The organism is Pseudocitrobacter cyperus, assembly GCF_039889165.1.
Classification (GTDB): Bacteria; Pseudomonadota; Gammaproteobacteria; order Enterobacterales; family Enterobacteriaceae; genus Pseudocitrobacter; species Pseudocitrobacter cyperus.
Map to the genome: position 1 here is coordinate 1,357,864 of NZ_JAYMYY010000001.1, position 14,504 is coordinate 1,372,367.

Annotated in this window: 14 protein-coding genes; 11 read left to right on the plus strand and 3 right to left on the minus strand. The window is 55.7% G+C overall.

Translation table 11 applies throughout. The features are described 5' to 3' along the window. Positions 1-33: 33 nt before the first annotated feature. Entirely contained in the window at positions 34-240 is a 207-nt protein-coding gene (locus VSR74_RS06685; RefSeq protein ID WP_015965335.1) for a YbfA family protein, read from the minus strand. A gap of 332 nt (positions 241-572) precedes the next feature. On the opposite strand from VSR74_RS06685, the gene kdpF reads away from it, so the two are divergent. From kdpF to kdpE, 6 genes are read left to right on the plus strand one after another with little or no spacing between them, the layout of a single operon-like run. Next, entirely contained in the window at positions 573-638 is a 66-nt protein-coding gene (gene kdpF, locus VSR74_RS06690) for a K(+)-transporting ATPase subunit F (RefSeq protein ID WP_347794369.1), read from the plus strand. Then, complete coding sequence (gene kdpA, locus VSR74_RS06695) at positions 638-2,305, plus strand: potassium-transporting ATPase subunit KdpA (protein ID WP_347793959.1); 1,668 nt, start codon at positions 638-640, stop codon at positions 2,303-2,305. Before kdpF ends, kdpA begins: the two co-directional genes overlap by 1 nt. A gap of 20 nt (positions 2,306-2,325) precedes the next feature. Continuing rightward, on the plus strand, positions 2,326-4,374 hold the full coding sequence (kdpB, locus tag VSR74_RS06700; RefSeq protein WP_347793960.1) for a potassium-transporting ATPase subunit KdpB: 2,049 nt from the start codon (positions 2,326-2,328) through the stop codon (positions 4,372-4,374). Positions 4,375-4,382: 8 nt separating this feature from the next. Continuing rightward, positions 4,383-4,958, plus strand: coding sequence for a potassium-transporting ATPase subunit KdpC (gene kdpC, locus VSR74_RS06705; protein ID WP_347793961.1), 576 nt, complete (start codon positions 4,383-4,385; stop codon positions 4,956-4,958). Between the two features lie 2 nt (positions 4,959-4,960). Then, complete coding sequence (gene kdpD / locus VSR74_RS06710) at positions 4,961-7,648, plus strand: two-component system sensor histidine kinase KdpD (RefSeq protein WP_347794370.1); 2,688 nt, start codon at positions 4,961-4,963, stop codon at positions 7,646-7,648. Beyond that, complete coding sequence (gene kdpE / locus VSR74_RS06715; protein ID WP_347793962.1) at positions 7,645-8,322, plus strand: two-component system response regulator KdpE; 678 nt, start codon at positions 7,645-7,647, stop codon at positions 8,320-8,322. Before kdpD ends, kdpE begins: the two co-directional genes overlap by 4 nt. Positions 8,323-8,372: 50 nt before the next feature. Here kdpE and pgm read toward each other — a convergent pair whose 3' ends face one another. Both pgm and seqA read right to left on the minus strand, forming a co-directional pair. Further along, positions 8,373-10,013, minus strand: a complete 1,641-nt coding sequence (pgm, locus tag VSR74_RS06720) for a phosphoglucomutase (alpha-D-glucose-1,6-bisphosphate-dependent) (protein ID WP_347793963.1) — start codon at positions 10,011-10,013, stop codon at positions 8,373-8,375. A gap of 24 nt (positions 10,014-10,037) precedes the next feature. Then, positions 10,038-10,595: a replication initiation negative regulator SeqA gene (gene seqA / locus VSR74_RS06725; RefSeq protein ID WP_347793964.1), complete on the minus strand. Its 558-nt coding sequence runs from the start codon at positions 10,593-10,595 to the stop codon at positions 10,038-10,040. Positions 10,596-10,778: 183 nt separating this feature from the next. On the opposite strand from seqA, the gene ybfF reads away from it, so the two are divergent. The 5 genes from ybfF to tcuR all read left to right on the plus strand — a co-directional run bounded on the left by ybfF (position 10,779) and on the right by tcuR (position 14,425). Further along, positions 10,779-11,543: an esterase gene (ybfF, locus tag VSR74_RS06730; protein WP_347793965.1), complete on the plus strand. Its 765-nt coding sequence runs from the start codon at positions 10,779-10,781 to the stop codon at positions 11,541-11,543. 129 nt (positions 11,544-11,672) lie between these two features. After that, positions 11,673-11,966: a LexA regulated protein gene (ybfE, locus tag VSR74_RS06735; RefSeq protein ID WP_347793966.1), complete on the plus strand. Its 294-nt coding sequence runs from the start codon at positions 11,673-11,675 to the stop codon at positions 11,964-11,966. Between the two features lie 150 nt (positions 11,967-12,116). Next, positions 12,117-12,647, plus strand: a complete 531-nt coding sequence (gene fldA / locus VSR74_RS06740) for a flavodoxin FldA (protein ID WP_149464405.1) — start codon at positions 12,117-12,119, stop codon at positions 12,645-12,647. A 281-nt stretch (positions 12,648-12,928) separates the two neighbouring features. Next, positions 12,929-13,381 carry a ferric iron uptake transcriptional regulator gene (gene fur, locus VSR74_RS06745; protein WP_347793967.1) on the plus strand — a complete coding sequence of 151 codons (453 nt, stop codon included), beginning with the start codon at positions 12,929-12,931 and terminating at the stop codon, positions 13,379-13,381. 117 nt (positions 13,382-13,498) lie between these two features. Then, the gene (gene tcuR / locus VSR74_RS06750; protein ID WP_347793968.1) at positions 13,499-14,425 is read left to right on the plus strand and encodes a tricarballylate utilization LysR family transcriptional regulator TcuR; all 927 of its coding nucleotides are present in this window, start codon (positions 13,499-13,501) and stop codon (positions 14,423-14,425) included. The last annotated feature ends 79 nt before the right edge of the window (positions 14,426-14,504 follow it).

Sequence of the window (14,504 nt, forward strand, 5' to 3'; positions counted from 1 at the left end):
CGTTGAAAAGTCTGATTTACGGCAATGCAGCGCTTAGTAGAAGTCGCTCGCTGCTTTTTCGGCCTGATCCATCCACACCGGCTTATCGCTGGTTTTCGACCAGACGCGATGCAGATAGCTGTAAAAACGTGCGCGATCTTTCCAGAACAACATCACCGGCAGGGCAATGACGCCAGCCGCCACGGCGAAAGTACGACGCAAAATGACAATATGTGCTGGATATTCTTTATACAGTTCCATAATTCTCTCCCCTATAGTTGGCTGGCAATAAACGCCATAAAAATGAATCTCAGTAATCTGGTTAAAATAATACCGCTTTGACTGTAATTTTACTACTCATCCGACCACTTATTTTTGGCTATTTAAGTTTGATTTACATTCATGCCGTAACTTAGTTACAAAAAAGTTAAATTAATACTAACCATTAGTTAAATCATGGTCTTTGCCATTTTTATACTTTTTTTACACCCCTCCCGCGGATTTTTGCGAAATCTTTGCACGGAAAATCCTACCGTTAAGCCAATCACTTAACGTGTTGGAGGTGGTTTGTGACTACAGGTGTAATAGCTGGCATGGTGCTGGTATTCCTGTTACTGGCGTATCTGGTATATGCCTTGCTTAATGCGGAGGCATTCTGATGGCCGCTCAGGGATTTTTACTGCTCGCCAGTTTCTTAGTTGTTCTGCTCATTCTGGCGCGCCCGTTGGGCAAAGTGCTGGCGGGCATGATAGCCAACACGCCGCTGCGGGGTGAAACCGTGCTGTGGCGTACTCTCGGCGTTTCAACCGACGAAATGAGCTGGCAGCGTTACGCGCTCGCTATTCTGTTGCTCAACTTATGCGGCCTCGTCGCGCTCTTTGCGCTACTGATGTTGCAGGGCGTATTGCCGCTTAACCCGCAAGGGTTGCCAGGGCTCTCCTGGCATCTGGCGTTGAATACTGCCGTGAGTTTTGTCACCAATACCAACTGGCAATCTTATGCCGGGGAAACCACACTGAGTTACCTCAGCCAGATGGCTGGCCTGACGGTACAAAATTTCCTCTCAGCAGCGAGCGGCATCGCGGTGCTGTTTGCGCTGGCGCGCGCTTTTGCCCGTCAGCGTGTCAGTACGCTGGGTAATGCCTGGGTTGATTTGCTTCGCATCACGCTGTGGGTGCTGTTGCCATTATCGCTGTTGATGGCGCTGTTCCTTATCCAGCAGGGAACCCTGCAAAACCTGCTGCCGTATCAACACTTCACCACGCTGCAAGGGGTAAGCCAGCAGCTTCCTATGGGGCCAGTCGCCTCGCAGGAAGCGATCAAAATGATCGGCACCAACGGCGGCGGCTTCTTTAATGCCAACTCCTCGCACCCGTTCGAAAACCCCACAGCGCTGACAAACTTTGTCCAGATGCAGGCGATCTTCCTGATCCCTGCCGCGCTCTGTTTCGCCTTTGGCGAAGCGGTCAGCGATAACCGCCAGGGGCGCGCGATCCTCTGGGCGATGGCCATCATTTTCGTCGTCTGCGTTACGGTGGTGATGTGGGCGGAAACCAACGGCAACCCGCATCTGCTGCAATCTGGCGCGGACAGTAGCCTCAACCTGGAAGGCAAAGAGAGTCGCTTTGGCATTCTCGCCAGCAGCCTCTACGCGGTCGTCACCACGGCAGCCTCCTGCGGAGCGGTCAACGCCATGCATGACTCCTTTACCGCCCTCGGCGGCATGGTGCCGATGTGGCTGATGCAGATTGGCGAAGTGGTCTTTGGCGGCGTCGGATCCGGTCTTTACGGCATGCTGCTGTTCGTCCTGCTGGCGGTGTTTATCGCCGGGCTGATGATTGGCCGCACGCCGGAATATCTTGGCAAAAAAATCGACGTACCGGAGATGAAAATGACCGCGCTGGCGATCCTCGTCACCCCGACGCTGGTGCTGCTCGGCACTGCGCTGGCGATGATGACCGACGCCGGGCGCAGCGGCATGCTCAACCCCGGCACCCATGGTTTTAGCGAAGTGCTCTACGCCGTCTCGTCTGCCGCAAATAACAACGGCAGCGCCTTTGCAGGCCTAAGCGCGAATACACCGTTCTGGAACTGCCTGCTGGCGTTCTGCATGCTGGTCGGCCGCTTTGCCGTCATCGTACCGGTGCTGGCGATTGCCGGTTCGCTGGTCAACAAAAAGATCCAGCCCGCCACGCCGGGAACGCTTGCTACCCATGACGCGCTGTTTATCGGCCTGTTAATCGTCACCGTGCTGTTGGTTGGCGCGCTAACCTTTATTCCCGCCCTGGCCATTGGCCCGGTTGCGGAACACCTTTCCCTGTTTTAAGCATTGCGGAGTAAGCGTTTATGAGTCGCAAGCAACTGGCGCTGTTTGACCGCCACCTGGTCGGACAGGCGATTACCGACGCCATCAAGAAACTGAACCCAACGACGCAGTGGCGTAACCCGGTGATGTTTATCGTCTGGATTGGCAGCGTGCTCACCACCGTGATGAGTCTCGCGATGGCTACCGGACACCTCTCAGGCAACGCGCTGTTCAGCGGTGCGATTGCCCTGTGGCTCTGGTTTACGGTGCTGTTCGCCAACTTCGCCGAGGCGATGGCGGAAGGCCGCAGCAAAGCGCAGGCCAACAGCCTGAAGAGCGTGCAGAAAACCGCCTTCGCCCGCAAACTTCGCGCCCCGCAGCATGGAGCGGAAATCGACCATGTTCCCTCGGATGAACTGCGTAAAGGCGATGTGGTTCTGGTTGAAGCTGGCGATATCATTCCCTGCGACGGCGAAGTTATCGAGGGCGGCGCATCCGTCGATGAAAGCGCAATCACCGGTGAGTCCGCGCCGGTTATCCGCGAATCCGGCGGCGATTTTGCCTCTGTAACCGGCGGGACGCGTATTCTCTCTGACTGGCTGGTCATTCGCTGTAGCGTCAACCCTGGCGAAACCTTCCTCGACCGGATGATCGCCATGGTCGAAGGCGCGCAACGGCGCAAAACGCCAAACGAGGTGGCGCTGACCATTTTGCTGGTGGCGCTGACTATCGTCTTCCTGCTGGCAACCGCGACGCTGTGGCCTTTCTCCACCTGGGGCGGCAAACCGGTCAGCGTGATTGTGCTGATTGCTCTGCTGGTGTGCCTGATCCCCACCACCATTGGCGGCCTGCTCTCAGCAATTGGTGTCGCCGGGATGAGCCGCATGCTGGGCGCGAATGTGATTGCCACCAGCGGCCGCGCGGTGGAAGCTGCGGGCGATGTCGATGTATTGCTGCTGGATAAAACCGGTACGATCACCCTCGGGAACCGTCAGGCTTCGGCGTTTTTACCGGCCAACGGCGTGGATGAAAAAAACCTTGCCGATGCCGCGCAGCTCTCCTCGCTGGCCGATGAAACGCCGGAAGGACGCAGCATCGTTATCCTTGCCAAACAGCGCTTTAACCTGCGCGAGCGTGACGTCCAGCAGCTTCATGCCACCTTTGTCCCTTTCACCGCACAGACCCGAATGAGCGGCATTAACATCGACAACCGCATGATCCGTAAAGGTTCCGTCGATGCGATTCGCCGCCACGTCGAAAGTAATGGCGGGCAGTTCCCGGCAGATGTGGAACACCTGGTCGACGGTATCGCTCGTCAGGGTTCGACGCCGCTGGTGGTGGTGGAAGGCGCGAAAGTGCTGGGCGCCATCGCGCTGAAGGATATCGTAAAGGGCGGGATTAAAGAGCGCTTTGCGCAACTGCGCAAGATGGGCATCAAAACGGTGATGATCACCGGCGATAACCGCCTGACCGCCGCCGCCATCGCAGCCGAAGCGGGCGTGGATGATTTTCTTGCTGAGGCGACGCCGGAAGCCAAGCTGGCGCTGATCCGCCAGTATCAGGCGGAAGGCCGGATGGTTGCGATGACCGGCGACGGCACCAACGATGCCCCGGCGCTGGCGCAGGCCGATGTGGCGGTGGCGATGAACTCCGGCACCCAGGCGGCAAAAGAAGCGGGAAATATGGTCGACCTGGACTCCAACCCGACCAAGCTGATTGAAGTGGTGCATATCGGCAAACAGATGCTGATGACCCGAGGTTCACTGACCACCTTCAGCATCGCTAACGACGTGGCGAAATACTTCGCCATTATTCCGGCGGCGTTTGCCGCAAGCTGGCCGCAACTGGGCGTGCTGAACATTATGCATCTGCATTCGCCCAATTCCGCGATTTTGAGCGCAGTGATTTTTAATGCCCTGATCATCGTATTTCTGCTGCCGCTGGCGCTGAAAGGCGTGAGTTATCAACCGCTTTCTGCTTCCGCCATGCTGCGTCGCAACCTGTGGATTTACGGCCTGGGCGGCCTGATTGTGCCGTTTATCGGCATTAAAGCTATCGATCTATTACTGACCCTGTTTGGTCTGGTGTGAGGTGCACAATGTCTTTGCTTCGTCCTGCTGTGGTGATTTTTCTTTTTCTGACGCTGGTGACTGGCGGGCTTTATCCGTTACTGACTACCGCACTGGGGCAGTGGTGGTTTCATGACCAGGCCAACGGATCGCTGATTATTCAGGATAATCAGGTTCGCGGCTCCAGGTTAATTGGGCAAAACTTTACCAATCCGGGTTATTTCCATGGCCGACCCTCGGCCACGGCGGATGTGCCTTATAACCCGATGGCTTCCGGCGGCAGTAACCTGGCGGCGAGTAATCCGGCGCTGGATGAAGCCATCCGTGAGCGTATCGCGCAACTGCGCTCGGCGAACCCGGACGCCCCGGCTGCGGTACCGACGGAACTGGTAACCGCCTCCGCCAGCGGGCTGGATAACGGCCTGACGCCCGCCAGCGTGCGCTGGCAGGTGCCGCGCGTCGCGAAAGCGCGTCACCTCTCTGCCGCCTGGCTTAGTCAGCAAATTGACGCCGCAACGCACAAACCGCTGCTCGGTTTTCTCGGCCAACCTGTGGTAAATATTGTTGAGCTGAATATGGCGCTGGATGCCCAGAAGGAAAACTGATGATGACCGACGAGCCGCAACGCCCGAACCCTGACCGCCTGCTGGAGCAGACGGCTTCCCCGCATCGTGGAAAACTGAAGATCTTCTTCGGCGCCTGCGCGGGGGTGGGGAAAACCTGGGCGATGCTGGCGGAAGCTCAGCGTCTGCGGGCGCAGGGGCTGGACATTCTGGCGGGCGTGGTGGAGACCCACGGACGCAAAGAGACGGCCGCGATGCTAAAAGGGCTGACGCTGCTACCGCAAAAACGGCTGGCCTGGCAGGGGCGTTATCTGCATGAGTTTGATCTCGATGCCGCCCTTGCCCGCCGTCCGGCGCTGGTGCTGATGGATGAACTGGCGCACAGCAACGCGCCAGGCTCGCGTCATCCCAGGCGCTGGCAGGATATCGACGAACTGCTGGAAGCGGGCATCGACGTTTTTACCACCGTCAACGTTCAGCATCTGGAGAGCCTGAATGATATCGTCAGCGGCGTAACCGGGATCCAGGTTCGCGAGACGGTACCAGACCCTTTTTTTGACGCCGCCGATGAAGTGGTGCTGGTTGATCTGCCGCCGGATGATTTACGTCAGCGGCTGAATGAAGGGAAAGTGTATATCGCCGGTCAGGCCGAACGCGCTATCGAGAATTTTTTCCGTAAGGGCAACCTGATCGCCCTGCGCGAACTGGCTCTGCGCCGCACGGCGGATCGCGTGGATGATCAAATGCGCGCCTGGCGCGATACCCAGGGGCAAGAAAAAGTGTGGCACACCCGCGATGCCATCCTGCTCTGTATCGGCCACCATGCCGGCAGTGAAAAACTGGTACGCACCGCCGCACGGCTGGCGGCTCGCTTAGGCAGCGTCTGGCATGCTGTGTATGTTGAAACGCCTGCGCTGCACCGTCTTCCGGAAGCGCAACGCCGGGCGATTTTAAGCTCGTTGCGGCTGGCGCAGGAACTGGGGGCAGAAACCGCCACCCTTTCCGAACCGTCGGAAGAGAAAGCGGTGGTTCGCTATGCGCGCGAACACAACCTCGGCAAAATCGTCATTGGCCGCCAGGACAAACGTCACTGGTGGAGCGGCGAGCGCTTCGGCGATCGGCTGGCCCGCCACGCGCCGGATCTCGATCTGCTGGTGGTGGCAATGGATGAAAAACCAGATCCCCTCCCCTCCGCCACCCGCGATCAGCGCAGCTTTTTTGATAAGTGGCAGGTACAGATCCGCGGTTGTGGAGTGGCATTAGCCCTCTGTACTGTCATCACCCTGGTTGCAATGCAGTGGCTCATGGCGTTCGACGCTGCCAACCTGGTTATGCTCTATCTGCTTGGCGTAGTGATCGTCGCGCTATTCTACGGCCGCTGGCCATCCGTGCTGGCAACGGTGATTAACGTTATCAGTTTTGACCTCTTTTTTATCGCCCCGCGAGGAACGCTGGCGGTGTCCGATGTGCAGTATTTGTTAACCTTTGGCGTCATGCTCACGGTTGGGCTGGTGATAGGCAACCTGACGGCAGGCGTGCGCTATCAGGCACGGGTGGCGCGCTACCGCGAACAGCGAACCCGCCATCTCTATGAGATGTCGAAAGCGCTGGCCGTAGGGCGTAGCGCGCAGGATATTGCCCGTACCTGCGAGCAATATATTCAATCCACTTTTCATGCCCGCAGCCAGGTATTGCTCCCCGACCACAACGATAAGTTGTTGCCCTCAACCCAACAGGAGGGGCTGACATCCTGGGATGACGCCATCGCCCGCTGGAGTTTTGATAAAGGGCAACCTGCGGGTGCTGGCACGGATACGTTGCCCGGCGTGCCCTACCAGATTTTGCCGCTAAAAAGCGCCAGCAAAACCCTGGGTCTGGTGGTGGTCGAGCCGAACAACCTGCGTCAGTTGATGATCCCCGAACAGCAGCGTCTGCTGGAGACGTTTACGCTACTGGTGGCAAGCGCGCTGGAGCGTCTATCCCTTACCGCAAGCGAAGAGCTGGCACGGCTTACCAGCGAGCGAGAGAGTTTGCGTAACTCTCTGCTGGCGGCGCTGTCGCACGATCTCCGTACACCGCTTACCGTCCTGTTTGGACAGGCAGAAATTCTGACCCTCGACCTTGCCAGCAGCGGTTCGCCTTATGCCCCCCAGGCCAACGAAATTCGCCAGCATGTGCTCAACACGACCCGGCTGGTGAATAATTTGCTGGATATGGCAAGGATCCAGTCTGGCGGCTTTAATCTTAAGAAGGAGTGGCTGACGTTGGAAGAAGTGGTCGGCAGCGCGCTGCGCATGCTGGAACCCGGCCTGAACGGGCAACAGATTACGCTCGCATTGCCCGACCCGCTGATGCTGATCCACGTCGACGGCCCGCTGTTCGAGCGTGTGCTGATCAACCTGCTGGAGAATGCGGTAAAATATGCTGGCGCAAAGGCGCAAATCGGCATTACCGCCAGTGAGGATGCACACCATTTATTTCTTGATGTCTGGGATGACGGGCCAGGTATTGAACCGGGTCAGGAGAAAATGATTTTTGATAAATTCTCACGCGGCCATAAAGAGTCCGCTATTCCGGGAGTCGGGCTGGGGCTGGCCATTTGCCAGGCGATTATCGATATTCATGGCGGCACACTCTCAGCCAGCAATCGCCCTGAAGGCGGCGCCTGTTTTCGTGTTACACTTCCGCGAATAGCGCCACCAGAACTTGAAGAATTTCATGAGGATATGTGACAAGCGTTCTGATTGTTGAAGATGAACAAGCCATTCGCCGCTTTCTGCGCACCGCGCTGGAAGCCGAAGGGCTGCGCGTGTTTGATGCTCAAACGTTGCAGCGCGGGCTGCTGGAAGCAGCAACGCGCAAGCCGGATCTGGTGATCCTCGATCTCGGCCTGCCCGACGGCGATGGTATCGATTTTATCCGCGACTTCCGCCAGTGGAGCGCCACCCCGGTGATTGTGCTCTCCGCCCGCAGCGAAGAGAGCGATAAAATCGCCGCGCTGGATGCAGGTGCCGATGATTACCTTAGCAAACCGTTTGGCATTGGCGAATTGCAGGCGCGCCTGCGCGTGGCGCTGCGTCGTCACGGCAATACGCAACCGAACGATCCACTGGTGACTTTTTCAGATGTACAAGTTGATATCGCCGCCCGTCGCATTATCCGTGGCGGCGAAGAGGTGCATCTCACCCCCATCGAATTTCGTCTGCTGGCGGAACTGCTCAACAACCCCGGGAAGGTGCTGACACAACGTCAGTTGCTTAATCACGTCTGGGGGCCCAACGCCGTTGAACACAGCCATTATCTGCGTATTTATATGGGGCATATTCGGCAAAAACTGGAAGCTGACCCGGCGCGACCGAAACATTTCCTGACCGAAACGGGGATTGGGTATCGGTTTATGCTGTAAAAAAGGCCGGGTAGCGTCACGCAACCCGGCCTTTTTAAACAGAACTGTTATCAGGCGTTTTTCAGTACTTCGCTGACAATCTCAACCGCTTCTTTCTCAATCTGCTTACGGTGTTCTTCGCCGAGGAAGCTCTCGCAATAGATTTTATACGCGTCTTCCGTGCCTGACGGACGCGCGGCGAACCAGCCGTTGTCGGTCATCACTTTCAGCCCGCCGATAGAAGCTCCGTTGCCCGGTGCCGCCGTCAGACGTGCGGTGATCGGGTCGCCTGCCAGGGTGCTGGCGCTGACCATCTCCGGAGAGAGCTTAGAGAGCGCAGCTTTCTGCGCAGACGTCGCCCCTGCCTGCAAACGGTTGTAGCTCGGCGCGCCGAAGCGTGCTGCCAGCTCATTGTAGTGCTCTTGCGGATTCTTACCGGTGACAGCGGTAATTTCCGCCGCCAGCAAGCACATGATGATACCGTCTTTATCGGTCGACCACGGCGTGCCGTCGAAGCGCAGGAACGAAGCCCCGGCGCTCTCTTCACCACCGAAACCGAAGCTGCCGTCGAACAGACCATCAACGAACCATTTGAAGCCCACCGGCACTTCCACCAGCTTACGACCCAGATCGTTGACCACGCGGTCGATCATCGCGGAAGAGACCAGCGTTTTGCCCACGGCGACATCTTTGCCCCACTGCGGACGGTGCTGGAACAGGTAGTTGATTGCCACCGCCAGATAGTGGTTCGGGTTCATCAGACCTGCCGGGGTAACGATACCGTGACGGTCATAGTCCGGGTCGTTGGCGAACGCGAGGTCAAACTTGTCACGCAGCGCCAGCAGACCCGCCATCGCACACTCGGAGGAGCAGTCCATACGGATAGCGCCATCTTTATCAAGGTGCATAAAGCGGAACGTCTGATCGACCTGATCGTTGACGATAGTCAGATTCAGCTTGTAGTACTCGCCGATGCGTTTCCAGTATTCAATACCGGAGCCACCCAGCGGATCGACGCCCAGCGTCAAACCCGCTTTCTGAATAGCGGCCATATCGACGATATCCGCCAGCCCTTCGATGAACGGCTGCACCAAATCCATTTCTTTCACATGACCGGACGCCAGCGCGGCATCCAGAGAAATACGTTTCACGCCTTTCAGGCCGTCGGCCAGCAACGCGTTGGCGCGATCTTCCACCACTTTGGTGACGTTAGTATCGGCCGGGCCGCCGTTAGGTGGGTTGTATTTGATACCGCCATCTTCCGGCGGGTTATGAGACGGGGTGATCACAATCCCATCGGCCAGCGGGCCGCCTTTCTTGTTATGAACTAGAATGGCGTTTGAGACCGCAGGCGTCGGCGTAAAGCCGTTATTTTCCTGCACAATGACATCCACACCGTTTGCCGCCAGCACTTCGAGCACGGAGATAAACGCCGGTTCAGAGAGCGCGTGAGTATCTTTACCCACGTAGCACGGGCCAGTAATGCCATTTTTCGCACGATCTTCTGCGATAGCTTGCGCGATCGCCAGAATATGAGGTTCATTGAAACTCTGGCGCGCCGCACTGCCGCGGTGTCCGGAAGTACCAAACTTTACTGCATGCTCTGCGTTACCCGCTTGCGGTTTCAGCACATAGTACTGAGACGTAAGCTGGGCGACGTTAATCAAATCACTCTGTTGTGCAGGCTGGCCCGCACGGTTATGGATTGCCATTGCTTGATCCTTCTTATGCAAGGGTTAGATTGTGCCGCATACCTTTTCGATTAATTCAGCGGGGAACTGCATGGTTTGCATAATGTGTTCCACCATACTGCATTTACGACCGGTGTTGGTATTGGTGATCACCCAATATGGGGTTTCCGGTACCTGTTTCGGTTTAGTCTGATTACCGTTTTTCAGCAGGGTCTGCTCGTTGGCGGCAAAGTAGACACGCGTGCGCCCATGAAGCGATTCCGTTGCTTCGGCAAACGCGTTGTTATCCAGTTTGTAGAGCGTCGTCAGGATCAGCATAAAGCGATTGACGGCTTTTTTCTGCTCAGCGTATTCATCGGAGAGCAGCAGTTCACGCATCGCGCGCACTTTATCTTTCGCGGTTTTAACCGGCTTCACCTCGGCAACTGGAGCAACCTGAGCCGGTGCAGCTTCAGCTTTAGCAACCGGGGCAGCAACAACAGGTTGTGATGCGGCGGAAAACTTCAGCATTCGCCGTAAAATGTCGGATGCGCTCTCGCCAATGTGCAGTGTGTGGGCGGCAATATAGCGATAGAGTTCGTCATCAACTTCGATCGTTTTCATCTTAATCCAGTGCAATAATTTTTCTGAATACAAGTTGCTGGGATTATATGTTCAAAACCCAACAGCGGATAGCGTCATACCAGGATAGCGGCAAAAATGGGATAAAAATCGTATCTTGCCCCTGAACGTGAGAATGTCCAACATAATACCCTAACCCGACAGAGCGAAAAAAAGAACTTTGCTATGAAATTGAATACCCGAACGCAATCTGCACAAAACCAGCACAATAATTCCCCCATCCTTCTCGTTCATGGCCTGTTTGGCAGCCTGGATAACCTCGGCGTGCTGGCGCGCGACCTGGTGGCCGACCACGACATCCTGCAAGTGGATATGCGTAACCATGGCCTTTCGCCGCGTTCTGACGAGATGAACTATCCGGCGATGGCGCAGGATCTGCTGGACACGCTTGATGCCCATCATATTGAAAAAGCAACGGTAATTGGGCATTCGATGGGTGGCAAAGCGGTGATGGCGCTTACTGCGCTGGCTCCGGAGCGCATTGCGCGGTTGGTGGCTATCGATATCGCCCCCGTGGATTATCACGTTCGTCGTCATGATGAGATTTTCGCCGCCATCAATGCCGTTACCCAGGCGGGCGTCGCCACCCGTCAGCAGGCGGCAGCGCTGATGCGCGAGCATCTGGCGGAAGAAGGCGTGATTCAGTTCCTGCTGAAATCGTTTGTCGACGGCGCGTGGCGCTTTAACGTTCCGGTGCTGTGGGATCAGTACCCGCATATCGTCGGCTGGGAACCCATTCCGGCGTGGGATCATCCGGCGCTGTTTATTCCTGGCGGTAATTCCCCGTATGTTACTGAAGATTATCGCGATGCTCTGCTTTCGCAGTTCCCGCAGGCTCGTGCGCATGTCATCGCTGGCGCAGGCCACTGGGTACATGCAGAAAAACCTGATGCGGTGCTGCGCGCTATTCGCCGATATTTAGCAGACTGATTAAAAACTCAACGACCGCGCGCCATTATGGCCGTGGTCGTTGGCGTGTCGGTTGCACTGATGTATGATTGCGCGCTGTCTGCACCGGGCGTTTCCCGGTAGCTTGTTTCCCCGAAGTCACTCTGAATCATGGCAAAAGAACAAACGGACCGCACGACATTAGATTTGTTCGCAAATGAGCGTCGGCCGGGAAGACCCAAAACCAATCCGCTTTCGCGTGACGAGCAGTTGCGCATCAATAAGCGTAATCAATTAAAACGCGATAAAGTTCGCGGCCTGAAGCGCGTCGAGCTGAAACTGAACAATGATGCCGTTGACGCTCTGAACGAGCTGGCGGCAGCGCGTGATATGAGTCGCAGTGAGCTTATCGAAGAGATTCTGATGAGCCAGTTAGCCCTGCTTCACGAGCAGGAAAAGGTCTGAAAATTTCGCAAAACCCCACTTTCATGTAGCAGAGAGTGCAGTCCGGTACGATTGCTGATTCCGCACCTTTCTCTGTTCTGCTATGATTGCCCTTATCTGTGGGCAATACGCCACCACCATATCATTAAGTTTCAAGAGGTTATTTAACTCATGGCAATCGTTGGCATCTTCTTTGGTAGTGACACCGGCAATACCGAAAATATTGCAAAAATGATTCAGAAACAGCTTGGTAAAGACGTTGCCGACGTGCATGACATTGCCAAGAGCAGCAAAGAAGACCTGGCTGCATTCGACATTTTGCTGCTGGGCATTCCGACCTGGTACTACGGCGAAGCGCAGTGTGACTGGGATGATTTCTTCCCAACGCTGGAAGAAGTCGATTTCAACGGCAAACTGGTTGCCCTGTTCGGCTGCGGCGACCAGGAAGATTATGCGGAATATTTCTGTGATGCGCTGGGGACTATCCGCGACATCATCGAACCGCGCGGCGCGACCATCGTTGGTCACTGGCCGACTGCGGGCTACCACTTTGAAGCCTCCAAAGGACTGGCCGATGACGACCATTTCGTCGGTCTGGCCATCGATGAAGACCGTCAGCCGGAACTGACCGCTGAACGCGTTGAAAAATGGGTGAAACAGGTTTCTGAAGAGCTGCATCTGGAAGAGATCAAAAACGCTTAAGCATTAATGCGGCGTGATTGTTAAATTACGCCGCATTAATAGGTAGAAGCAATCAAAATAATAGCTACAAATTTTTAACTTTTGAACGCATATCTGTACAATACCTGCAGAATTTAGCGGGTTTGCTAGTTAAGCCTCGTTTTTGAAATCTTTACTCGCCCAGGGCTTGCTGTTTTCATTTAGAAAGGGTCATTCTATAATGAGACGCATTATACCCGGTGCACTCTCTATGATACTTCCCTGTTGGGAAGTCAATCGTTTAGCAACAGGACAGATTCCGCATGACTGACAACAATACCGCATTAAAGAAGGCTGGCCTGAAAGTCACACTTCCCCGGTTAAAGATCCTGGAAGTGCTTCAGGAACCAGACAATCACCATGTCAGCGCGGAAGACTTATATAAACGCCTGATCGACATGGGTGAAGAGATTGGTCTGGCGACCGTCTATCGCGTACTTAACCAGTTTGATGACGCGGGCATCGTAACGCGCCATAACTTTGAAGGGGGTAAGTCCGTTTTCGAACTTACCCAACAGCATCACCACGATCACCTGATCTGCCTCGACTGCGGCAAAGTGATTGAATTTAGCGATGATTCCATTGAAGCCCGCCAGCGTGAAATCGCGTCAAAACACGGCATTCGCTTAACGAACCACAGCCTGTACCTGTATGGTCACTGTGCAGAGGGTGACTGCCGCGAAGATGAACACGCCCACGACGCGGTAGAAAAATAGTCGTCACTGTTTTACTAAAGCCAACCAACAGGTTGGCTTTTTTATTGCCTGTTGCTTACCCTCCACACTTCGGCGTAATGTTACTTTAATGTAAACACTAAGGTACCGGAGAGGGAAATGGAACTTCGACAGTTACGATATTTCGTCCGCATCGTGGAGACCGGAAGCATGGGCAGCGCGGCGCTCGATCTGAATATTGGCGTCTCGGCGCTCAGCCAGCAGATGACGCGACTGGAAAACGACCTCTCCATACGCCTGTTGCAACGCACCTCCAGAGGCGTCACCCCCACCAGCGCCGGGCTGGCTTTTTACTCGCAGGCGCAACTGGCGCTTCGTCATGCCGATGACGCGGTGCTCGCCGCACGCGAAGCGCGTCTTTCCGGACATATCAGCGTAGGCATGGCGCCCAGTACCGCCTCCGTGCTTGGCATGCCTTTTATCAACGCGATGCGCGAAAGCTACCCTGACGTTCGTTTGCATGTTGTGGAAAGTCTCTCCGGAAACCTCGAACGCATGATCAACACCCGTCAGATTGATTTAGCGATTGTTTTTCAGAAGGATAAAATTGTGCGCTGGAGCGCAAGACCGATTCTTGAAGAAAGACTTTTCCTGATTGGCACCCATGCCCTTCTGGCTGATATTTCCTCTGACGGTATCTCGCCTGCCCAACTGGCAAACATTCCGCTGATTATGCCAAGCCAGGGGCATGGCCTGCGTGGCAGGCTTGAAGCCATTGCCCAGGAGCACGGACTGACCCCGGAAGTCGTCACCGAAATAGATGGCCTGGCCTTGCTGATGCAGGCGGTACGCAGCGGCCTTGGCGCCACATTACAGCCTGGGGCGGCGATATCCCACCTCGACCACGAAGCACTCAGAGTGATCGATGTCCAAAATCCAGTCCTTAGTCGCCCCAACTTTCTGGTCAGCCTCTCTGATGATGAACTCTCTCCGGCTGGTCTCGCAACCCGCGTAATACTCAGCAAAGTAATGCGAGAGCTCACGCAAGCCGGCGCGTGGCCAGGCGCAACCCTTTACGTTAACTAAAGGCCTCTTTAGCAAGAGGCCATAGCGGCAACGCGCATCAAGCATATACATTTCAATTACAAATTTAACAATTAGTTAA